The following is a 23697-nucleotide window of genomic DNA, read 5'->3' as shown; positions in this document are numbered from 1 at the left end:
ATTAATTAGTGGATGTGTATTAAACAAGTTGTAACCTTATGAATTCCATCTTATCCTTGTAAGCGCTAGCAGTTCAAGTGTTTTTAGAAAACAATACTCCAGCTTCCTTGCTGTCGGCGGAGCAACACAATTTGACCGGCATGGTAAGCATCGTGCAAAATCCATTGAGCAAGCATTTTTGTCCATTTTGGTATTTAATGGATAGATTATGGACAGATTTTGTAAATAGTGATTATAACGATTGGCGTGGCGGTGAGCGGTCAGAAGACAGGATCGGAAAGGTGAGCTGGCAGCAACAATTTTTGGATCGTTGGCAATTAAGAGCCCCGATACCGGCATCAACTGAAGACGAAGTTATCATGAGAAGGTTCAGAGATGATTTACACTCTTTAGCGATACGTTTGTCTGCTGGAACGCCCTTAACGGATAAGGAGAAAGCCTGGTTAAACGGCATTATGCAAGTAGGCGGAGTAATCAGACAATTGATATCAAAGGAAAAAGGACTGGAAGTTATACACGTTCCCATCCATTCTCACTGGACTCAAGTCATGGCAGAGGTCGCAGCTGATTTTACGATAACTCTGGTAGAAGGTGAAGGAAAGAGAATTCGAAGCTGTGAAAATCCAGACTGCCGCTGGATATTCTATGACGCGACTCGCAGCAGGACACAGAAATACTGTGATGATAAAATGTGCGGCAATCTTATGAAGGTGAGACGTTATCGAGCTCAACGCAAATTGGACTCTAATCAGCTAATTGCGAAGTCTAACCGTAAAGAATCAAAGTTAGAATAAGACATGTTGACAAATATAACGCTTTCTACTAAGATAGCCTTATAAGTTAATAATGAATTTAATCAGGATTGTTACTGATCAGCAGGCAAGACCGATTGATGATGCACACATGTAGAACGAGACTTCATGTATGCATAATTAATGGTCTTTTTTTTGTTTCTAAATTCTGGTAACGTTTCATTTTAAAAGGAGACTCCAATGAAGATCACACGGATTATTAACAATAATGTCGTCTGTGCAGTGAATGATAGACGTCAGGAGATGATGCTCTTAGGCAGTGGCATTGGTTTTCAGAAAAAAAAAGGAGACGATGTGGACAGAAGTAAGATTGAAAAGGAATTTTTTCTGAAATCCAAAAATGTAACAGGCAAGTTATACGCCCTGCTGGCGCAAATCCCAATGGAATATATTCGTGTGTCGGACAGCATTATACAATACGCCAAGCAGTCCCTGAATAAGGAGCTAAATGAAAATATATATCTAACATTAACCGACCACATTAATTTTGCAGTGGCGCGTTATAAACAGGGTATGAATTTCAATAATGCTTTATTGTCTGAAATTAAAGCGTTTTATTCCAATGAATTTCGCGTGGCGATGAAAGCCCGAGATATGATTAATGAGGAATTTAACATTGCATTACCGGAAGATGAGGCTGGGTTCATAGCGCTTCACATTGTTAATGCAGAACTGGGATCCGAAATGGAAGAAACCATGAAGATCACGCAGTTGATTCATAAAGTCTTGAATATTATACGATATCAGTTTAATATTCATTTTAATGAAAGTTCGCTTCATTATTCCAGACTTGTCACCCATTTGAAGTTTTTCGCTTATCGCTTATTCAACAATACGGTTGTGAAAAGCGGCGATAGTGATTTTCTCCACATCATTAAAGAAAAGTATGCTAAAGAGTATCAATGTAGCCTTCGAATTGCACAGCTGATTCGAGTAGACTATGGTAAAGAGTTAACAGAAGATGAATTGGTGTATTTAACAGTTCACATTAAAAGGGTTATTGATGAAGAGAACGATTGATTCATCAAGCCATATAATGAGTATACTAGGATTGTTACTGGTGAGGCAGGCAAGACCTAGAGTTCCATCGTGTATAGAGCTGATCTATATTCGATAGAATTCTAGGTCTTTTTTTATACAAAAATTTGTTAAGGGGGAATTGTACATGAAACATGAGAGCACAGCCGCCGAGATTTTAAAACTGGTCGGTGGAGAAAAGAATGTAGACAGTGTAACACACTGTGCTACGAGACTGCGATTTAATCTTAAAGATGAGAAAGTCGCGAACGGTGAGGCATTAAAAAATGTACAAGGTGTTGTTGGTGTTACTAGCAGTGGTGGCCAGTATCAGGTCATCATCGGTAACGATGTAAATAACGTGTATAAAGCGCTCACACAACAGGGGAACTTTGCAGGCAAAAATGATGCGCAAACTGTGAAAAAAGGTAAAGTTAGTACGCTTCTGGATACTATCTCGGGGATCTTTACGCCGATCCTGCCAGCCATGATTGGTTGTGCCATGATCAAAGCCGTTCTTCTTATTTTAAAAACGTTTGATCTCGTTGATCTGGATGGACAATTTAATACAATAATGACCTTTATCGGTGATGCTGCTTATTACTTCTTGCCGATGCTGCTTGCTTGGAGTGCGGCAGTCAAGCTTAAAGCTAACGTGGGCTTTGCTTTAACGATCGCGGGTGTTTTGCTGCATCCTACCTTTGCAGCTTTGATGACAGCAGGTGAGCCGGTTTCGTTTTTGGGACTGCCTATCACTCCGGCGACGTACACTTCGTCGGTTATCCCAATTATTTTAGCGGTATGGATTTTGTCGTATGTTGAACGCTTTGCCGATAAGTATTCTCCCTCGGTTATTAAATCTATTCTTAAACCGTTGATTGTTATTCTTGTTATGGCTCCACTAACGCTGATTGTACTCGGTCCGATCGGTGCCATTGCGGGTAACTACCTTGCGTCAGCTGTTTCTTTTGTCAATACACATGCAGGATGGTTAGTATCTGGTATTATCGGTGGAGCATTCCCGTTCCTGATTATGACAGGCATGCACTATAGTTTAGGTCCTGTTGTACTTACTGCTTATGCACAGACGAAGACCGATAGCATCGTTGGTCCAGGTATGCTCGTGCATAATATTTCTCAAGGTGCAGCTGCCCTTGCGGTTGCTCTACGAACCAAGAATAAAGCATTTAAACAAGTCGCATATTCGACTAGCGTAACCGCCCTGCTTGGAATTACCGAGCCCGCTTTGTTTGGTGTGAATTTACGTCTGAAAAAACCACTGATCGCTGTAATCGTAGGTGGAGCTGTAGCAGGTATATATGTCGGATTGTTTGGTGTAGCTCGCTCAGCTCTAGGGATTGCAGGTATAGCTACGCTACCGGCATTTATTACGGATCATCCATGGAATTTGGTTCATGCCGCGATTGGTTGTGTGATTGCATTTATCGTTACGTTCGTAATGACGCTTATTTTAGGATTTGAAGATGTACCTGAGGATGGAAAAAATCAAGAAACAAAAGAAAAATCCTCTTCGAATAGCGACCGTACACCTGTTGCTGACGTTTCTGAACATGTCCTCATTGCTCCAATGTCGGGTAAAGTTTTGGAGTTATCAACGATTAAGGACGAAGCTTTTGCAACTGGAGCTATGGGAAAAGGGATTGCTATTGAACCTACGGTTGGAAAACTCGTTGCGCCAGCAGATGGTGTGGTAACTGCGGTATTTCCCACTTCCCACGCGATTGGGATAAGCACGAAGAAAGGTGCTGAGCTTCTCATTCACATTGGTATGAATACCGTAAAGCTCAAAGGGGAGCATTTTAAGGTTCATGTCCAAGAAGGGGATGAAGTAAAAGCTGGGGATTTGCTTATTGAGTTCGATACGGATGCAATTGCATCAAAAGGCTTTGATCTGACGACACCGATTATTGTTACGAACACGGATGATTTTGTTGATGTAATTACTACTGACAAAACATCGATTACAATCGGTGAAAAATTGGCCCAAATTATTTAAGCATTTTAAGGAGGAACTACACATGAGTAATAAAAAAGGTTTCCCAGATACTTTTATGTGGGGCGGCGCAACCGCAGCGAATCAGTACGAAGGTGCCTGGAATCTAGATGGTAAAAAGGCAAGTACCGCAGATATGATGACGGGCGGTACCCATACCGTTCCCCGGCGCATTACGATAGAGATTGAAGAGGGAGTTCACTATCCTTCTCATGAAGCCGTAGACTTTTACCAACATTACAAGGAAGATATCCGTTTGTTTGCAGAGATGGGATTCCGATGCTATCGAATGTCTATTGCATGGTCCAGAATTTTTCCTAATGGGGATGATGCGGCGCCGAATGAAGCAGGACTTCAATTTTACGACAATGTATTTCATGAATTGAAAAAATATAATATTGAACCTATTGTTACGATCTCACATTACGAACCGCCGTTTGCTTTAACACAAAAATTCAATGCTTGGGCTTCTAGGGAAATGATTGATTGTTATGTGAGATATTGCGAAGTGATTTTCAATCGTTACAAAGATATAGTGAAGTATTGGATTACCTTTAATGAAATTAATAGTCTGATTGTTCCAGCAGGAGCTTATCTGGCAGGAGGACTTCTGGTTGATAAGCAAGGTGGCGTATTTAACAATACAGCAGTCGACAGCACGGAGTTAAGATTTCAAGCGTTGCATCATCAATTTGTGGCGAGTGCCAAAGCGGTCAAGCTTGCAAATGAGATCAATCCAGACTTCAAAGTTGGCTGCATGATTAACTACAGTCATGGTTATGGGAGCACATGTAAGCCTGAAGATATGTTACAAGCGCTGAGAATGGATCAGATTAATAATATGATGAGTAGTGACGTTCAAGTTAGAGGAGAATATCCTGAGTTTGCCAAGAGATACTTTGAAGAAAACAATATTCACATTCAAATGGCTGAAGACGATGAAGGAGTTCTTAAACAAGGTTGTGTTGATTTTTATAGCTTTAGTTACTATAAGTCTCATGTGGTGGGTACGCGACCAGAAGGGGATGAGACGCAAGGTAATGTTTTTGGTGGATACAAAAATCCATATCTGAAAGCTACGGATTGGGGATGGCAGATTGATCCTGTTGGACTTCGGTACGTTCTGAACCATGTATATGACAGGTATCGCATCCCGATGATGGTTGTAGAGAATGGTCTGGGTGCAGTAGATGTTGTTGAAGAGGACGGGACCATTAACGATACGTACCGAATTGAGTTTTTGCGTGCGCACATTGAACAAATGAAAGAAGCCGTTCGAGATGGGGTTAATCTAATCGGCTATACAGCCTGGGGTTGTATCGATATCGTCAGTGCGTCTACCGGTGAAATGGCCAAACGTTACGGATTCATATATGTCGATAAGGATAACGAGGGCAAAGGCACGTTGAAGAGAAGTAAAAAGAACAGTTTCTACTGGTATCAAAAAGTGATTGAATCGAACGGAGAAGATCTATAATTAGGAATTAGAGTTCTTTAAAATAATTCACGTCTATTTTGAATCATTTTCCCAGAAATATAGATTGAGCAACTTATCATGTTGTATAACATGATGCAAAGAATGGAGCCGCTAAATTTAGCGGCTTTTTATTTTCGAACCACATAAGTGAGATTTAAGTGGAATTTCTGATTGATTGATGGCTTGCTGAAGGCGGGCTTAGACGAATTAACGAAAGAGACGACAGCGAAAAAAGACGAAAAACTTCGTCATTCACAACAGTTCATCTAACAACTATAAATAGCACATTATACCTTATAAAAACCATTAAAAAAACTGCGCATAATATAAATTATACGCAGTTTTGATTTAAATCCATTTTCATTATGAGTCACAGGCGACATATCATGAACAATTTCGAGTTGAAAGCACATCGTATGCCTTTTCCTCCCCAATGTTTACTGCTTAAATCGTCCCCATGATAAGAATCTGATCCGATAGAATACGAGTCTGCTTCGACAGATCACCAGGCCAAGGGTTGCGGCTAAACGGAATATGAAATATATTTGGAAGGTGTGATATGTCACGAGAACCAAAGAGAGGGGCTTACTTATGAACGTACTATTACATAACAATAATTTAGATGAACAGTCGTCACATTTCGGATTTGCACTCGCGGATTCAACCGTTCTCTCAAAAGCGAAGCTTGTCATATCACATGACGGGCGTGAGGATGATATCCAACTGGACATCGATCCACAGCGGCATCTGGAGGATGGCCGCAAAGTATCCGTTATTGCACAGCAATTAAAAATGCCGATTCAGCGCGAAGATACACAGATATTATATGGACAGGAGTTATCTTACGTTCAATATTCCGTTCAACTGACAGAGAACAGTAGCATTTCGATAGATTCAATGCAAGGAATAAGTCAGTCTATTGAACTTGATCTAGCCCCCTACGAAAAGGGAGAGTATGAGATTCGAATTGCCTTGCATCGCAAGACACCTCGAATTGCGGAAGGTCCGTTAGAACCGGAGCAATTGGCGATGGTCAAATACGCGCAAGTTAATACAGTACACATAACCATATTTCCGGCAGAAGCTCCATTGCTTGAGTCGGAATCCGCCGCGTCTTGGACCCGAAATCATCATGTCTTTGACTCTTATGGTAGAAGAGGTTTCATCCTTGCCGACCTGGATCGTCTCAGCAAGCGTGTGGAGGAACTGTTTGGGCCAGGCAATCATAACCTAATTGAATATTTCTCAGAAGGCCGAATGGATGTATTGCTGGAAGAAGGATTAATGGTCGTCGTATGGGGGGTGACCCCGTGGTGTTATTCCCTTTACTCACCGCCACATGAGCAGGCTGCTCACGTGCTGGCATTGGACAAGCTTGGGGATGGACCGGAGCGGCAAGCTATCTACTACATTGACCCCGATGTACAGCAGTTAAGCATCATTCCGGCGAACGAACTGGCGTTATGGGCTAATTGTATCCGAAAAGAATGGCCTGTTATTGATATTTCTGGTGAAGGTGAAACATTGCACTTGGATCTATACGTTCAAATCGCCGAATCGGTAAATGATCTTCATGAAAGTCCAATCCCAACGTTTGTCATGAAGCGCAGTGTCGGCAAACCCGAGACGATTTTGCTCATGTCGGATGTCGCTATTGTGGAAGAAGTCGATTTTCCAATGAGTTAGGTAATGATTTTCTAGCATGGATAGATAAATTAGAGGTTCAATTAAGAGAATTCAATGGAGGTGAAGACAGCAGATGATCATGGAAGAAATACGGGAACAGTACGCTGATGAATTGGAAGCTTTTCATATCTGGATGAAGGACGCTGGATATACTGGACATACCGTCAAATCCTACACGGGAGACGTGGTGGAATTCCTGATCTCCATTCAGGGGAAATCACTGGAGCAGGTGAAGAAGCTACATGTACTTGCTTATCTGTCTCGTGCACGTGAGCGTGGCGTGAGTGATGCTACTCGTAATCGCAAACATGCAGCAGTCAACTGCTTCTACAAATCTCTCATTGAACTTGAAGTATTGACGAATAATCCGGCTTCTGGCATTAAAAAGTCTAAAACGGATAAAAACAGAGCTCCTGTCTTTCTCGATGAAAGTGGTTTAACACGTTTTCTGGCATCGGTTGAAGGCAAGTACCGTACGCGTAATCTAGCGGTGTTTTTACTCATGGGTTATATGGGTCTACGGGTTGGAGAAGTTCATGCACTCAATTGCAAAGATTATAACCCTGAGCGGCGCACGCTGGATGTGTTCGGTAAGGGACGTAAATGGCGTTCAATTCCAGTTCCTGAAACAGTGGCAGAAGTATTATCTCAGGCTCTTGAGGAGCGATTAGTCCCATGGCGCGGGGAGAAAGAAGAAGCTTTGTTTATATCGCAAAAAGGAAAGCGTCTATCTATTCGCAGTATTCAGCTCATTTCTACAGAAACGTTTGAACGCTTCCAGCAAGAAGCGCCAGCACATCAGCGTCAGAACTATTCCAGTCATAAGTTACGTCACTCATTCGCCACCATGATGTTACGGCGAGGAGCGGACCTGCGTACCGTGCAAGAGTTGCTTGGACACGCGTCCATTCAGACGACAACGGTGTACACTCATGTTACCAGCCGTGAGAAAGAAGAGGCGATGGCTTTGCTGGATGTAAAACTCCCCGTTAGTTGAGACATAATGTAAACAATAATAAAGGCTCTTCCACGTCGCGGTTATCTACAGACAAATGAATATAGATGCACAGCAGCAAATGATCTTGTAGGAGAGATGAGTGAGCATGAATGAAGGTAAAAAAACTTCGGACCATCAAGATCAGAGCGTTCCACCCAATCGGTGGATGGCTCTCTGGGAAGTGCTGATCGTTGCTGGAAAATTGGGACTGACGTCTTTTGGAGGTCCAACAGCACACTTGGGTTATTTTCATAACGAGTATATACGTAAACGGAAATGGATGGATGAACAAAGTTATGCTGACCTTGTTGGTCTGTGTCAATTCCTCCCTGGACCAGCCAGTAGCCAAGTAGGGATTGGAATTGGTGTCATGCGTGCAGGATTGCTTGGTGGAATCATGGCCTGGATCGGATTCACACTTCCATCCGTGCTCGCTTTAATTCTATTTGCATTTGTGTTAAAAGGATACGATGTAGGTTCTGCCGGTTGGATTAGCGGATTGAAAATCGTAGCTGTAGTCATCGTAGCACATGCCATTCTGGGAATGGCTCAGAAGCTTACACCTGACAAGGGCAGGATTACCATCGCTGTATTGGTGGCTGCGACAGCATTATTATGGACTGGACCTTACATTCAGATCATTCTGATCGTATTGGCAGGTTTGATCGGTTGGAGGATGTATCGTAACCTACCAGCTATCCCAACAACCAAATTAAATGTGCCAATCCATCGCGGCTTGGCTGTGATCTGTTTAATTCTCTTTGCAGCGTTGCTCGGAATACTGCCAATTCTGCGCCAAACGACAAACATGGAATGGGTGGCTTTATTCGATTCCATGTATCGAGCAGGCTCGATGGTATTTGGCGGTGGTCATGTGGTGTTACCTCTGCTAGAGCAAGAACTGGTACCTCATGGGTTTGTGAGTAAAGATGATTTTTTGGCAGGGTATGGTGCAACACAAGCGGTTCCTGGTCCTCTGTTTACGTTTGCCTCCTATCTCGGAGCTGTCTCCATGGGCGGAGTAGGGGCAATCGTCGCTACGATTGCTATATTTTTGCCGGCTTTCTTACTCATTATCGGTGCGCTGCCATTCTGGAATGCCATTCGCAGTAATCCGCATATGCAAGGTGCACTCGCTGGAATCAACGCAGCAGTCGTAGGTCTTTTGCTCGCTGCCCTTTACCAGCCGTTGTGGACAACAGCTGTACTCTCGCCAGTGGATTTTGCGATGGTAAGTGTGTTATTTGTACTGCTTAATTTTTGGAAGTGTCCACCTTGGGTCATCGTCTCATTAGGCATCATCGGTGGTATTATTGCAAACTAAAATTTACGCCATTATTATTATGTAAACTAAAAAAGTGTATTTGCAGGGTTACAAGGTAAGATCAAATCCTTCAAGATAAAAGAGACCATTCAAAACGCTATATAGTGTTTTGAATGGTCTCTTATTTTGCATCAAGTAAGCTTATTTCAATCTACACAAGTTTATTAATCTCTTCTTTTAATTTATTTGCAGATGCCTGGAACGCTAATTTCTCTGTTTCATTTAAAGGGAGTGGCAGAATTTCACGAACACCATGACGATCTACAACGCAAGGAACGCCCAGATATACATCGGAAACGCCATTATAGTCTTCAAGCAACGTAGATACGTTCAAGACAGATCCTTCATTGCCCAAGATTGCTGCGACAATACGGTCCAGAGCAAGAGCAATTGCATAGGAAGTGGCTCCTTTAGCATTTATTATTTCGTATGCTGCATTTTTGGTGCTCTCAAAGATCTCTTCCTGCGTTTTTTCATCGAGTTCAAGGTCAGTTCCTGCAACGTTGGCAAGACTCCATACAGGTACCTCGGAATCCCCATGTTCACCGATAATATGAGCATGGATACTGCGAGGATCGATCCCCTTATTTTTACCAATCAAATAACGAAACCGTGCGCTATCCAGCAATGTGCCAGAGCCGATGACACGGGAAGACGGCCAGCCACTTTGTTTCCAAGAAGTATAGGATAAGATATCAACTGGATTCGTAGCGATCAGTAGAATACCATGAGAGTTGACTTCAGTAACCCGATGAATAATATCTTCGAAAATGCTTGCATTTTTCTTCAACAAATCAATTCGAGTCTCGCCTGGTTTCTGAGAAGCTCCCGCAGTAATGATGATAATATCAGCATCTTTGCAGTCCGAGTAGTCACCAGCCCATACTTTTACGCCTCCGGTAAATGGCAAACCATGGTTCATATCCAGCATTTCGCCGGTTGCTTTATCATGATTAACATCCATGAATACCAACTCGGAACAACGCTGTCTAAGCATAAGCGTGTATCCGGTTGTTGTCCCTACTGCACCCATACCGATAATAACGACGCGACTGGGCTTCAATACTGCACTAGTTGTCATAATCTTATCCACTCCTTTTAGGGTATACTACCCTCCATATTAAGGTATTTGGTCGTATAAAGCGAGTCTTTGTCTATAACTTATCTCACACTTGATCCATATTGCATAAAATATGACGGTTAGTGTTGTGGAAATACAGCAATAAAAATAATAATTTGTCATACATATAACATGGGAGAACAATAAACGACATTATGTTTTGTCGATCGGCAAGATTCCAAGCGTACGAGCCTTTAGACCTTGGTTTGTGATAGAATAGGAGCAGTGGATTCTAATGAATCGTAAATATAAGCCATCACTGACGCAAGGGCGTCTTACTGGTGGGTAAGAGAGGTGGAGCCCACTTGCAATCGCAATGGAAAAAACTCGTTCAGACAGTTTTACTGTCTATAGGTATCATTATTTTGCTTACAGCTTGTACGAAAACGGAACAACCGGCCGCTAACGAACCTCCAGATCAGCAGGAGGATGGCGGTAACATTGGTCAGACTCTTACTGTAGTGCCTCCGGCAATCAACAATACGCAATCAGCGGAGATGGCTAAATATCAAATTCAAACTCGTTTGACGGATTTTCAGTTGATTAACGAGAGTGGAGGCTTGGCCTGGGGGGTCACCCGTAATGCACTTCGGCTCTATTACACTGAAGATCAGGGTAAGACATGGACCAATATTTCACCTGCAGAAAACGTACAATTCCCCGCTAATCCGAAGTATGGAGAGAGTATTTATTTTGTGGACCGTATGCACGGCTGGATTGTTCGAGAGGGTATGGGAGGAACAGATACAATAGTACTTCGCACCAATAATGGGGGAATAAGTTGGAGTCTGTCATCACTCTCCAAGACGGATAAGATCTCAGCCATCTCTTTTGTCTCTCCAGAGAGAGGTTGGATTCTAACAACGTTAAACACAGGTATAGGTAAACAGGATAAAAGCCTCTATCGCACGCAGGATGGAGGAATGACCTGGGAGAAAATGACCTCAAGTGGAAATGGAGAAACAACGACAACGGGCGAAATTTCAAAACGCGGTTATACGACAGGCATGACGTTCTCAGACGCGAAACACGGCTTCCTGACCGCTATTGAGTTTGGTACACCTAAACTGTATGTAACGACAGATGGGGGAGAACAGTGGCGGGCAGGTACGTCTTTTTTTGAACGGGACAAATTCAGTCGGTGTGGTAATTTTAATATTAGTGCTCCTGAGTTCTTTGGGCGCGAAGCGAAATCGGCCTGGATGGCCTTATCATGTTCTAGCGGAGAGACCACCTCTTTTAGCGGTTTCTTCACAGCAGATGGTGGACGAACCTGGAAACATCACTCGTTTACACTGGACAAGCAAACCGGAATAAACCGTAATATGGCACCTGTTTTTCGTAGCTCAACCGATGGCTGGGCTATGCAGAAAGGTATTATGTATTACACTACGGACACAGGGAAAACATGGAAAAAACATCCTGAAAGCAGTGTTTTAAAAAAGATCTCTGAAGATTATCCGGAAATTGTGAAGATGCAGATGATATCACCAAAGCTTGGCTGGATTTTGGTCGAGAATACAGATGCTAAACGATCACTCCTGTTGCAGACGTTAGATGGGGGAAAACACTGGGAAGTGCTCTAACCTACGGCTTCTTGTTTATAGCGTTAGTAGGGGTTAAGTTCGAGCGTACTCTAAGTCATTTGGGGTAACATAGAACAAGCACAAGGGGGAAGGGGAAGTCTCGAATGAGATTTTCCCTTTATTTTTATTTTATTTTTTTGATACATTGTGAATTAAATCACAAATACTTAACGCATATGATGTTATATTTAACTCAACAAGAAAAGGAGTGATGAAGATGAGAACCAACGGTCAAACTCAATTCACGCAGGCAGATGAATTAACCAGATACATGCTTCACTTATGCTACACATGTGACGATGCCAATCGGTGCACAACCGAAGAAGCAGTGAAGGCTTGTATGGCTGCCCACACAGAAACCGACGAGCCGAAACAAGCGGCAGGTGTTGATGTAACTCGCGAGTTTATGGACATGATGTATGCTTAGTAAACAGATTGGAACTAAAAAAGTTGTTATATCAACGAACTCCCCCCGAAAGGGGGTTTCTTTTTGTGAAAAATCACAGAAAAATCACATATCCTGCAACACATTTATATTCAACGGCTGCTTTAGGATTGGAAGTAAAGGAAAGTGTTGAGTTTAGACAGGAATTCGTTTGTTAGCGGAAAGAAAAAGAAGAGCTGAATAAACAGCTCTCCTTTATTGATGCTTACTTCTTTCGGGTAGGCATCTTTATTACAAAGAATAGTAACGACAAGAAGAATAGAGCTTGCGAGACGTTGACAAATATTCTAATACTTTCGCTTGATTCTTTTATACCGAATAAGATATCAATTACGGACACCAAACCTGTAATTATCAGTATGGTCAGTGATAGTATATACACGTTTAGTCCCCCTTAAATATTGGGCTTTACAGCAGGAAGAAGACAATAGCTCTAGCGGCTGGATCGCTTAACCATGATGGAACACCAACGGCTTTTAAAGCATTGGAGAGGCCATCCTCTGCGGTACCTGTAAAGTCTACCATGATGTCCAACGCCTCCATAAGTACCTGATAACTCAAATAAGTTTTAAGAGTAGTTTTTGCACCATTTGTTAATGGCAATTTATCTACATACACTTTAATTTGTTCATTCCAAGCACGTGAACCAACATTTTTGAGTTTTTTAATCAATTCTTGTGCTACTTCTTTTGCTAGTTTGGTTTTCCAACCCTGTGTAGTAACATCGCCTGCAGTGGATGTAATACCAAGTTCAGCGCCAACAGTTCTAAAGAGAGTATTGTAATCTACTTGTCTAAGTTCCAGTTCAATTCTTTTGTCTAGGTTGATTGTGCCAGACGGTAATTCGATTTGTGTTCCCGAATTAGTAGAATTTCCATTCGCAACTTGAGCGCTGGCAAAAGCGGGTAAAGTGAATGAGGACAATAAGAGTGCGGATAATGATGCGATTCCCAGTTGCTTAAGTTTTTTCATAGAACCATACCTCTTTTCATAGAATTTAGTTGATACAGGAATATTATAACATTAGGAATCTATATTTGCAAAATATAGGTATATTGTCATATATATTTACATTTATTTTACAAAAATGAACAACTCACTATTAAATCAGTGAATGATTAATAGTCTATTTTTAAATGAAGAAGGGTAATTCTTTGACGTTTTTAGGTGAATATTTGTAAATGTTAAAATCGGGCGAGAATGAAGCGAAGACCCGTAGAACATGGCATATGACTGGGACGTTCCTTTTCTCACTTTTACCGATCCCTTAAAAGCTAGATTTTTAGCTATACTTTCTTTTTAGAAAATAAAAAGTAAAGAAGCACAATAACCAGGATGCCTAAAACTGAATAAACGATCTTGAACGTATCATTCTCAAGTCGAGTCACAAAAAAAAACACCAATTGCAATAGCAAGGATTAATAGACCAAAAGGAACTCTGTTTTTCAAATTAAAATCTCCTTTTGTATATATTTGGTTGAATTATAGCATATTTTGGTATGAGATGTCCTTGTATCAAATATTTCAAATAAAGGGCTCAAGCAACTGCAAAATGGCTAAGTGCCTATACAGGAGATAAGTTGTTATAGATGGAGACAAATTTTATAATTTGTCTAAAGGAGATTCTGTAGGAACAACATGGGCGAATGCATTTAGGACGTAACACTAACATCATACATATCACATTAAGTCCTTCCTTCAATTGATCTGATCGTATTCTCTGAGAGACTACTAAAGCTGGACAACTATTTTATTTGAGAACTCCGTCTTTGAGCATAGAGTTTAAATTGATTATAGAAAATTAATTACGCCACTTGATATTAATCGTTTATATGCCATGTCTATGGCGACATTGACGAAGCAATATGAATTGTGATAGTTTCCTGGTTAATGGAAGAAGAAGACATGTTAAAGTGAGAAGTGGATAAAGCCTGGTTTTTAGCATGAGGGAGGATGTCATTGAATGCAACTTGCAGATATTCCGCAAGAAATACTGGCGCGTATCGGCCATATCAAGCAAATCATGTTACCTCGGCAAGGACACACATCTACGGTAGCTATACTGGATACAGCAGAACAGAGATATGTGATTAAAAAAACGGAGCATGAACTCTATAATAATTGGTTGTCGGATGAGTATAAAGCCTTACAAATTTTGCAAGACACAGGGTTGCCTGTTCCCAAAACATATTCATTTTATGAAGATCATCAATCCAGGTGGTTGTTGATGGATTATGTAGATGGAGTCACATTGAGGGGATTTCTCGCCAGTCAACCAGGACGCTTGAAGAAAGAACAAGCAGTTTCCAGTTTCGGCCGTTGTCTTAAGCAAATTCATGAGTACCCTTGTCCTATCGAATGGCAACATGCGGGCTATACTTGGCTCGATCGCATGCTAACAAAAGCGCAACATAACCTAGTTCATTACGATGTTGACGGGAATGAAGAATTGCTTACATATCTCAAAGAGAACAGGCCCAGTTTCGTCAAACCCACCTTAATTCACGGAGATTTCACTATGGATAATGTCATTGTCCGTAATGGCGAGATTGTTGGAATCATCGACTGGGCCGGAGCTGCCTGCGGCGACCCGAGATATGATGTGGCCTTAGCCATTCGGCCGAAAGCGAATACATTCGAGGATGAACGAGACAAAAGCATCTTTTATGAGGCGTATGGTAGAGGGAGATTGACTGAAGAAGAATATCGATATTTCGAAGAAGGATTATACAACTTTTTCTAGACATGTACAGAAGTTGGACAGGGGGGACTTATGAATTTTTCGATAATCGTTGTGGATCTGGATGGAACACTGCTGAATGTGAATAAAAAAGTGTCTGAGCGCAGCTTAAAGTCGATCTTGCAATGTGCCAGTCGCGGCATAAAATTCATTTTTGCTACGGCTCGTCCGCCCAGGGCAGTGAGGACTTTTTTACCTGAAGAGCTACTCGAGTTAGGTTCCTTTGTCTATTATAATGGCGCATTGATCGACTGTAAGCATACCGGAAATAACAATCATGTGTCCATTACGCCGGAGTTAACAGCTGAGGTGTTGGATTATTGTCTCACATGTAACCCGGATCTGGACATCAGCTTAGAAGTGAAGGACGAATGGATGAGTTTGAAGCCCTATGATGCAGAGACGTTAATGAAAGTCAAAGGACACCCCGTGGTCAGATCACTGAGCGATCTGAAGCAACAAGCTGCCTCCAAAATTATCTTCTCAGGTAGCATAGATAGACAAGCTTTTTTGGAAAAATTCGAAACCAGACTAAATATCTTGATCACAGATGAAGGTGAGTTAACCCAGATTTCAGCACTAAATGCTTCCAAAGAACACGCCGTTTCGATGATCTGTGAAGCCATGGGAAAGACCTTGCAAGATGTCATGGTGTTTGGAGATGATGCGAATGATATCGGGTTGTTTGATCAGTGTGGCTGGCCTGTTGCGATGGGAAATGCCATTGAAGACTTGAGAAACAGAGCCAAAGAGATTACAGATACGAATGAACGAGATGGAGTTGCAATCGTTTTGGAAAGACTGTGTTCTTAATTATATACATGGGGGATTGCTGGCATGGATTATATTGTAAGGAAAGCGGTGGAAAAGGATATCTCCGGACTCTGTTCTATCCGCAATAATGAGGCATTATTTCGATCGTATTTGAATCAGCAGGAGAGCAATCAAGTCATATTCACGGTAGCAGTAACTGATGACATGCATCATCTTATTCTGGGGTTTGGTGTTCTCAAACTTCACGGCATACACATCCCCAAGCTAAGTGATCTTTATGTGAAGAAGGAGTTTCGTGGTCGAGGAGTTGGATCAGCAACAATAAGGTACCGGGAGGAATGTGCTATAGAGTTAGGGTATATCGAGAAGTTTGTTAGTGTTGATCCGGTCGAGAATCCTAAAATGATTAAGTTAATCTCGAAACATGGTTATCAAGCGATCTCGGAACCTTACCCTAAAAAGGCTGTTTATTACAATGAAGATGGTTCAAGTTACGAGAAAGAGTACATACGAATGGATCTGAAAAAGAAGCTGTTGTAATGGCGAGATCGTAGTAATGGGAGGGCAAGAGAGATCAGACTCACGATACGCCTCTATTGAAAGAGTTTGTATTGAACCAGATTAAAACTAATTTAGCGTAACAGCGGAGGAGAAGCAGAATGACTAAACTACCTTTATTTGTAGTCACAGGTGCGAGCGGTACAGGGAAAACCACCGTATCTTCGCATGTTCGCGAGCTTTTACCTGAATTTGACGTTTTTGATATGGATATTATCGACAACGTTGATTGGCAGATTGCGAAAGAGAACTGGTTGCGTGTTGCTTATAGTATTTCATTAAGCGGAAGAGGCACCGTTTTGTGTGGCACCATGGTACCCGAGAATATCGCATCCTCCAATTACATCGAGCGATTTGAGCGTATTCTATTCATTAATCTTCATTGTGATGATACCACGCGTGAGACTCGCTTAAAAGCACGCGGCTGGAACAAGAATGCGATTGAAGATCATCGTAATTTTGCGAACTGGTTGGTCCAGAATGCGGATACTGCTTTTAATCCGGCGATGCCTACGATTGATACAACGAATTTATCTTCAGAAGAAGCCGCGAAACAGATTGAGCAGTGGGTGAAGAGGAATTGGAAGTGAGTTATCAATATATTAAGGCGACTTGGTAGGAGGCACTTCAAAATATGATATCTAACTAAGCAATACGATGTAAATATTTCATCAGGTTAACAAGTTCTGTGTTCGTCCGCATATACATGTACAGAAGACGGGTCAAGACTCCGGCTGTCCGAAGTGAATGAACGGAGGGGAGAGATATGGGCATTGAATCGTCCTGGATGTTTGATTTGTTTGGAACGGTCTTTCCAGTTGCTTTTGTCCTGATTCTGGCAATCGTGGTGTTATCGATGGGCAAAGAAGTATGGAGGTGGGGGCGTAATAATGCAGAGCCTCTGCTAACCGTACACTCTCGCATCACCAGCAGACGGGTGAAGATGAGCCAGCCTTCTTCGGAATCTGGCAGCGCGGTTGCTGCACGAACGATGTATTACGTCACTTTTGAGGTGGAGAGCGGAGATCGGATGGAATTCAAAGTGAATGGCGAAGAGTATGGCATGTGTGCGGAAGGAGACGAAGGGAGGCTTTCGTTCAAAGGAACCCGGTATATTGGATTTGAACGAACAAGTCGACTCTATACCGAACGTCTGCGTGGTTAGAAACGGAACAGCTTACGCCCAAGCGGCGTGAGTTTTTTTGACGTAGTTGGAGACAAGCGTTTCTTAATGGGGTGAACGTGTTTGTATATAGATATAGGGTTAATGGAAGACCGATAGGAAGTGAACTAAACAATAGCGATTATATTCTAACCAGAGATTAAACAGATATCATACCAGAGGAGGAATCATGATGTCATTCACAGATCAAGTTGTTGTTGTTACCGGAGCTGCTCAGGGGATCGGGCGAAGCGTTGCTGAGGCCTATGCCGTTGCTGGTGCCAAGGTTGTACTTGCAGATGTTCAGGAAGCCGAAGGTGCGGCAGCAGCGGCATCCATACGTAATGAAGGCGGAGAGGCCATATTTATACAGTGCGATGTGCGCAAAGAGCATGATATTCAGCACCTGTTTGGCACAACAGTGAAGGAATTCAACCAGATTGATGTACTGGTAAACAACGCTGGCGTCTCCAGATGGAAATCACCCTACGAGCTGTCGGTTGACGAATGGGACGATGTAATGAACACCAACGTGAGGAGTTGCTTTCTGGCAAGTCGGGAGGCTGCGCGATATATGAAAAAAAATGAACATGGTGGCGCCATTGTGAACATGGCTTCTACTCGTGCCTTCATGTCTGAGCCGGATAGCGAAGCATATGCCGCTTCCAAAGGTGCAATTACTGCGCTGACCCATGCGATGGCAGTCTCACTTGGTAAAGACCGAATTCGGGTCAATTGTATCAGTCCCGGTTGGATTGAGACTGGAGACTTGTCCAAACTCAGCACGGAAGACCATCAACAGCATCCATCCGGCCGAGTCGGTGTACCTTCGGATATATCCAGAGCCTGCTTATATTTAACCGACCCTGCTAATACATTTGTCACTGGGACTAATCTCGTAATTGATGGCGGTATGACCCGAAAAATGATATATGAGGACTAGATCCGGGATATAGACTCGGAGTAGCTCCATAGGGTCTCAATTGAATAACCATAAGCCCAAGTTAAGCACTTGGGCTTATTTGTTTTTGGTAGGTCGGTTGCTATAATGAATGTGATTTTACAACAGAACAGGAATGGAGGGAGTGTATGTTCGGGAAAACTTCCCGGAAAGTATTTTGGCTGTGTTTACTGATCGGAGGAATGATAATGATCGGGATCAAGACACCTGCCGAAGCCGATGATGCGGATATACGCGCAGCTTGGGTATGGCAGGCGCAATCTGTGAAGAGTGCAGGAGATGAGCTGCTATCGAATGCGGCAAGACATAAGATAAACAGACTATATGTGAACGTTGATATGACCATATCCAAAGAGGAATACCGATCATTTATTGCCAATGCTAGTCGTAAAGGTATTGCCATCGAGGCATTGGGTGGTGACCCATCATGGGGGGTTCAAGGACGAGAGGCTCCTATGCTGCGATTAGCTTCGTGGGTTAATAACTACAATCAGGCTGTAGAGCCAAATGAACGCTTTGATGCGATCCATCTGGATGTTAAACCCTACGTGCTTCCTACATGGAAAGTAGACGCCACGCCGCTGATAGAATCCTGGATTGGTAATATGAAGCTGTTACTGGAACAGGTTGAGCAGGATGGTGGAATCGCTGTACATGTGGATCTGCCTTTTTGGCTAGATTCTTATACCGTCAAAGGGAGCAGAGCAGATGAGGATGCAGATAACGAAGCGCTGTCACACTGGTTTATTCAAAATGTTGATCATGTGACTTTACTCGCTTACCGCGATAATGCGCAAGGTAATAATGGTATTATACGTCTGATCGAACAGGAAATGCTGTGGGCAGACGCGAATGGTACGAGTGTTACCGTAGGGGTAAACACGAAGCCAATGCCTGGTGAAGAGTTTACGAGTTTTGCTGGCAAAGGCTCCTTACAGCTGGAGAATACTCTTCAAGAGGTCGCCGCTGCATTCCGAGAGCACAAGTCCTATGCGGGTTCTGCTGTACATGATCTGACGTATTGGGGTGCGCTGGAACCGAATGATCTGCCTTCTCCTGAAAAACCTGCAAATCCGCCTGCAAGTGCCCCTGAAATTCGGGGTACCTATATTTGGGAGGCTTCGCAAGTGACGGATGATGGGGGAGATCACATTTTGACTTTTGCGAAGCAGCAGAACATCAATTGGTTATACGTGCGTCTTGATCTGGATCAGCCGTACTCCAGTTACCGTAGTTTTGTAAAAAGGGCAAAAGCCCAAGGAATCGAAATTCATGCTATGGGTGGGCATCCGATCTGGGGGAAAATGGAGAATCGGCCTCGAATCAAACGCCTGATTGATTATGTGAAGAACTATAATGCCGAAGTTGAGCCAGATGAGCGGTTCGAAGGTATCCATCTGGACATAGAACCGTATACTCTGCCGGATTGGGACGCCAATCGAGATACACTGCTGGCCGAGTGGGCATCCAACATTGCATTTTTCCAGGAAGAAACAAAGAAAGACAGTAATCTGGAAACAAGTGCAGATCTTGCCGTATGGCTGGATACTTTTCAGTTACCAGGCAGGGATGTCTCTGTGACCGAATTCATGATTGATACGCTTGATCATATATCTCTGATGGCATTTCGCAATATTGCAGAAGGATCCAACGGCATTGCAGCAGTTGTGAGCCAGGAGATGGAGATTGCTGATCGTCTAGGTAAACCGCTACTCATTTCTGTGGAGATGAAGGAAAATTTCGAAGGTAAACATATTTCATTTCACGAATTAGGGGCACAGGAGATGGAGAGTCAGCTTAATAAACTGCCTGATTTGCTCTCTTCATACAAGGCATACAAAGGCAATCTGGTACATGCTTATGATTACTGGATTGAAGCCAAACCTTAACGTTATTTAGACGGTTAGACAAGTTCGACAGTTATCAGAAAAAGGTTCGGAAATCACCATGTGTGAGGTTCCGGGCTTTTTTTTTATGCAAAAAAATCTTGGAATTGTGTCACCGAATAGGCTCCTGCACAATACGATGTACGGTGATGAAGAGCAACAACAAGGGAGGGAGCAGGCGATGGGCGTAATTAGGGCCAACACGGAAGACGTCAGGCTGTTGGCTAGACTGATGAGGGCAGAAGCCGAGGGTGACGGACAGCAAGGGATGTTGCTGGTAGGCAATGTTGGTGTGAATCGTGTTCTTGCGGATTGTCTGGATTTTGGTGACATCCGGGATATCAATCGGATGGTCTTTCAGAATCCAGGGGGCTTTGAGGCCACGCAAAAGGGATACTTCTATCAGCGGGCGAGACAATCCGAGATTCGTTTGGCGCAACGTGTCATCAATGGGGAGCGTTTCTGGCCGGCGAGTAACTCGCTATGGTTTTTTAGACCTGCAGGAGATTGTCCAGCGACATGGTATAACCAGGCCAATACGGGACGTTTCAAAGCGCACTGTTTCTTTAGTCCGACAGGTGAAGACTGTCCAGAAGTCTATTAACCAATTTATCTTTTGATAACCAGGGAGGAATTAAAATGATTAATCAACCTTACCAACCAACTCAAACAATGGGTCAGCAAGCGAATACAGCATTGGGTCAACAAGCGAATTCTCAGGTCATGGGTACTTCTTATAAAATCGGAAATGGTATGCCTGCAATGTCACCAACCCCAGGAATGGTATCACCAAGCTCCACAAGTGTACCACCGCTCGTGTCCAGCGGTAGCCCAATGACACCAACGGGAACAGTGGTCTCCACAACAGCTCCACAATTTGAGCAGTCATACATCGAGAACATTCTGCGTTTGAATCTGGGTAAATTCGGTACATTTTACATGACATACGAAGGAAATAAAGAATGGAATGCTCGCATTTTCCAAGGAGTGATCGAAGCTGCTGGACGTGACCACATTATCATTAGTGACCCTAAAACCGGCAGAAGAATTATGCTGTTGATGGTGAATTTCGATTATGCAACATTTGATGAGCCATTGCTGTATCAATATCCGGGCGTTGTGGGCAACTTCCCACAAGCACCAAGCAGATTTTAATATATTCATTCATGAACTCCATTGACACCTAGGGTAAACATCGGCTGTCCTGATTGCAGTGATAATCTGCAACCAGGACGGCTTTTGCAATTTTATGTGGAAATAAAGTAACCTAATCAAGAGTTCACGGCACATACATATGAAAAGCAGAGTAGAGAGAGTTGTATCATTATAAAATAATAGATCGGTCAGTGAAGTAAGACGGATGAGAGGAGTCCCAGTATTGAAATCATGGATTGAAGGAGCATTGCATGGAGAGCCAGAAGCCTATGAGCAACTGGTGAACCAATTTTACGGAATGGCACTTGCTGTGGCTTATCAGCAGCTAAAGGATACCTATGGAGCAGAGGACGTTGTACAAGAGGCTTTTACCGAAGCTTTTGCCAATCTGGTCAAGTTGGACAAGCCGGAAGCTTTTCCAGGGTGGTTCAAAACGATTGTAGAGCGGCAATGTTACCGCTGGTTGAGACGCAAGAGGCATTCGGTGGTTCCCATAGAAGAAATAGAGACTGTATTCCGTGAAGAAGATCAGAGCCGTGATCCAGAAGCTCAGGCGATACAGAAAGAGCTGCAGCAGACGCTACGTAGTTCAATTGACCAATTACCATCATCAATGCAAATCGTGATTGATCTGTTTTATTTTCAAGGCTACTCGTTGAAAGAAATATCGGATTTCCTTGAGGTTAACGTGTCTGCGTTAAAGAAAAGACTGTTTGATGCTCGGGCAAAACTAAAACGTTCCTTGCCTGTTCGGAATCTGGCGACCATGTTCAAGGAACTTCACGAAGGAGGAGTAGGTATGTTGCATATTATGAATGGGGACCATGCGGCCAATCGTTTGCGTGAGAGCGGAATTCAAGGGGATATTCTAGTCTGGAGAGAATTGTATACGTATGGACCTGTTACCAGCGATATGGAAAAAAGCACAGCTCGTCAACATCGTGCAGCTGTACTGGAAGCCGAACTAGGCATACCGCAAAAGGAATATTTGCAGATTGAAGCATTAGAAAAGAAGCTTCGATCGTTGCAACAATACAAAGAGATTGTGCTTTGGTTTGAATATGACCTATATGACCAAACGATGTTATCTTACTTCCTGTACTATTTCAGTGGACAGGATCTGCAGAATATACGTCTGAATCTCCTTTGTATCGATTCGTATCCCGAAGTAGAGCATTTCAGAGGGCTAGGACAGCTCACTCCCAAGCAGATTGGAAGTTTGTCAGGAAGCTGGCATGTCATTGAAGAACAAGAACTACGCGCAGGTAAACAGTTCTGGGAAGCGTACACTTCATCTGATATTTGGCAGCATCAACAATACTTACAGTCCGGAACGAATGAGCTTCCATTTGCAAAAGCTGCATTTGAGGCTCATCTATCTCGATTGCCATCCGTAACCAATGGGCTAGGTAGCATTGAACAAGCTACATTGCAAGCAATCAGTGCTGGAGTGCAGCATCCACATGACCTGTTTCGTGAAGTAGGAGACAAATTGCATATTCTCGGGTTAGGTGATCTCGAATACTGGGCACATCTGAAGAGGATCGCAGAAGGGCCCTCTCCACTGATCCGAATGAGTGGAGCTTCAAGTTTTCCCAAGTATTCTCAGTATGATCAGGCTTTTCGGAATGCTGTTCTGTCCTTGACGGATCTGGGGGTTCGGGTGTTGAGGGATGAAGTGAACTGGAGAACGCTGAGAGAAGATGAATACTGGGTCGGTGGACTACATGTTAGAAAAGGTATCGTCTAAAATATGCATCTTATATAAATGAAAAATGAAATAGGTTATATAGATTGGGAACAAGGGTAAGGGAACTCGGTTAAGAATAGTCCTTTCTCTTGTTTTCTTTTATTTAGTAAATGTAATAAAAACAGCGTAATCGTTACTTTTGTAAACGATTTGTAGCGATTTGCTCGTTTAGGTGTCATAGGACACGGTTTGACTGTGTAGTTTAGAATTATATAATAAAAGAAGCATATCCT

General features: G+C 42.8%; 21 protein-coding genes. 19 read left to right on the top strand and 2 right to left on the bottom strand.

The window, feature by feature from the left end; all coding sequences use genetic code 11:
* The first annotated feature begins 140 nt into the window (after positions 1 to 140).
* From PQG66_RS07205 to PQG66_RS07175, 7 genes are all read left to right on the top strand, one after another.
* Positions 141 to 794: a CGNR zinc finger domain-containing protein gene (locus tag PQG66_RS07205; RefSeq protein WP_272038101.1), complete on the top strand. Its 654-nt coding sequence runs from the start codon at positions 141 to 143 to the stop codon at positions 792 to 794.
* A gap of 198 nt (positions 795 to 992) precedes the next feature.
* A complete protein-coding gene (gene licT, locus PQG66_RS07200; RefSeq protein WP_272036782.1) occupies positions 993 to 1832 on the top strand; it encodes a BglG family transcription antiterminator LicT in 840 nt (279 codons plus the stop codon).
* 145 nt (positions 1833 to 1977) lie between these two features.
* On the top strand, positions 1978 to 3846 hold the full coding sequence (locus PQG66_RS07195; protein WP_272036780.1) for a beta-glucoside-specific PTS transporter subunit IIABC: 1869 nt from the start codon (positions 1978 to 1980) through the stop codon (positions 3844 to 3846).
* A gap of 22 nt (positions 3847 to 3868) precedes the next feature.
* Entirely contained in the window at positions 3869 to 5320 is a 1452-nt protein-coding gene (locus tag PQG66_RS07190; protein WP_272036778.1) for a glycoside hydrolase family 1 protein, read from the top strand.
* Between the two features lie 591 nt (positions 5321 to 5911).
* Positions 5912 to 7006: a hypothetical protein gene (locus PQG66_RS07185; RefSeq protein ID WP_272036776.1), complete on the top strand. Its 1095-nt coding sequence runs from the start codon at positions 5912 to 5914 to the stop codon at positions 7004 to 7006.
* A gap of 73 nt (positions 7007 to 7079) precedes the next feature.
* Entirely contained in the window at positions 7080 to 8003 is a 924-nt protein-coding gene (locus PQG66_RS07180) for a tyrosine-type recombinase/integrase (RefSeq protein WP_272036774.1), read from the top strand.
* A gap of 106 nt (positions 8004 to 8109) precedes the next feature.
* Positions 8110 to 9327 carry a chromate transporter gene (locus tag PQG66_RS07175; RefSeq protein WP_442955050.1) on the top strand — a complete coding sequence of 406 codons (1218 nt, stop codon included), beginning with the start codon at positions 8110 to 8112 and terminating at the stop codon, positions 9325 to 9327.
* Between the two features lie 151 nt (positions 9328 to 9478).
* Here PQG66_RS07175 and PQG66_RS07170 read toward each other — a convergent pair whose 3' ends face one another.
* Entirely contained in the window at positions 9479 to 10408 is a 930-nt protein-coding gene (locus PQG66_RS07170) for an L-lactate dehydrogenase (protein WP_272036772.1), read from the bottom strand.
* 344 nt (positions 10409 to 10752) lie between these two features.
* Between PQG66_RS07170 and PQG66_RS07165 the strand changes: the two genes are divergently transcribed.
* Together PQG66_RS07165 and PQG66_RS07160 are read left to right on the top strand one after the other, a co-directional pair.
* A complete protein-coding gene (locus PQG66_RS07165; RefSeq protein WP_272036770.1) occupies positions 10753 to 12033 on the top strand; it encodes a WD40/YVTN/BNR-like repeat-containing protein in 1281 nt (426 codons plus the stop codon).
* 217 nt (positions 12034 to 12250) lie between these two features.
* Entirely contained in the window at positions 12251 to 12460 is a 210-nt protein-coding gene (locus PQG66_RS07160; RefSeq protein WP_272036768.1) for a hypothetical protein, read from the top strand.
* A 426-nt stretch (positions 12461 to 12886) separates the two neighbouring features.
* On the opposite strand, the gene PQG66_RS07155 is transcribed toward PQG66_RS07160, so the two are convergent.
* Complete coding sequence (locus PQG66_RS07155; RefSeq protein WP_272036766.1) at positions 12887 to 13450, bottom strand: hypothetical protein; 564 nt, start codon at positions 13448 to 13450, stop codon at positions 12887 to 12889.
* A 991-nt stretch (positions 13451 to 14441) separates the two neighbouring features.
* On the opposite strand from PQG66_RS07155, the gene PQG66_RS07150 reads away from it, so the two are divergent.
* The 10 genes from PQG66_RS07150 (at position 14442) to PQG66_RS07105 (ending at position 23464) form a co-directional block, all read left to right on the top strand.
* A complete protein-coding gene (locus PQG66_RS07150; protein ID WP_272036764.1) occupies positions 14442 to 15221 on the top strand; it encodes a phosphotransferase in 780 nt (259 codons plus the stop codon).
* 30 nt (positions 15222 to 15251) lie between these two features.
* Positions 15252 to 16031 (top strand): HAD family hydrolase, encoded by a 780-nt coding sequence (locus PQG66_RS07145; RefSeq protein ID WP_272036761.1) that lies wholly within the window; start codon positions 15252 to 15254, stop codon positions 16029 to 16031.
* Positions 16032 to 16055: 24 nt separating this feature from the next.
* Positions 16056 to 16532, top strand: a complete 477-nt coding sequence (locus PQG66_RS07140; protein WP_272036759.1) for a GNAT family N-acetyltransferase — start codon at positions 16056 to 16058, stop codon at positions 16530 to 16532.
* A 119-nt stretch (positions 16533 to 16651) separates the two neighbouring features.
* Positions 16652 to 17140 carry an AAA family ATPase gene (locus tag PQG66_RS07135; RefSeq protein WP_272036757.1) on the top strand — a complete coding sequence of 163 codons (489 nt, stop codon included), beginning with the start codon at positions 16652 to 16654 and terminating at the stop codon, positions 17138 to 17140.
* 176 nt (positions 17141 to 17316) lie between these two features.
* Entirely contained in the window at positions 17317 to 17715 is a 399-nt protein-coding gene (locus tag PQG66_RS07130) for a DUF2500 domain-containing protein (protein WP_272036755.1), read from the top strand.
* Positions 17716 to 17905: 190 nt separating this feature from the next.
* Positions 17906 to 18655 carry an SDR family NAD(P)-dependent oxidoreductase gene (locus PQG66_RS07125; RefSeq protein ID WP_272038099.1) on the top strand — a complete coding sequence of 250 codons (750 nt, stop codon included), beginning with the start codon at positions 17906 to 17908 and terminating at the stop codon, positions 18653 to 18655.
* 206 nt (positions 18656 to 18861) lie between these two features.
* Positions 18862 to 20562, top strand: coding sequence for a hypothetical protein (locus PQG66_RS07120; protein WP_272036753.1), 1701 nt, complete (start codon positions 18862 to 18864; stop codon positions 20560 to 20562).
* Positions 20563 to 20740: 178 nt separating this feature from the next.
* Positions 20741 to 21163: a cell wall hydrolase gene (locus tag PQG66_RS07115; RefSeq protein ID WP_272036751.1), complete on the top strand. Its 423-nt coding sequence runs from the start codon at positions 20741 to 20743 to the stop codon at positions 21161 to 21163.
* Positions 21164 to 21198: 35 nt separating this feature from the next.
* Positions 21199 to 21714: a spore coat protein GerQ gene (gene gerQ / locus PQG66_RS07110; RefSeq protein ID WP_442955048.1), complete on the top strand. Its 516-nt coding sequence runs from the start codon at positions 21199 to 21201 to the stop codon at positions 21712 to 21714.
* A gap of 223 nt (positions 21715 to 21937) precedes the next feature.
* On the top strand, positions 21938 to 23464 hold the full coding sequence (locus PQG66_RS07105; RefSeq protein WP_272036748.1) for a sigma-70 family RNA polymerase sigma factor: 1527 nt from the start codon (positions 21938 to 21940) through the stop codon (positions 23462 to 23464).
* Positions 23465 to 23697 lie beyond the last annotated feature (233 nt).

The sequence above is a fragment of the Paenibacillus sp. JJ-100 genome, from assembly GCF_948329825.1.
Classification (GTDB): Bacteria; Bacillota; Bacilli; order Paenibacillales; family Paenibacillaceae; genus Paenibacillus.
This window is presented reverse-complemented; position numbering and strand designations above follow the sequence as displayed.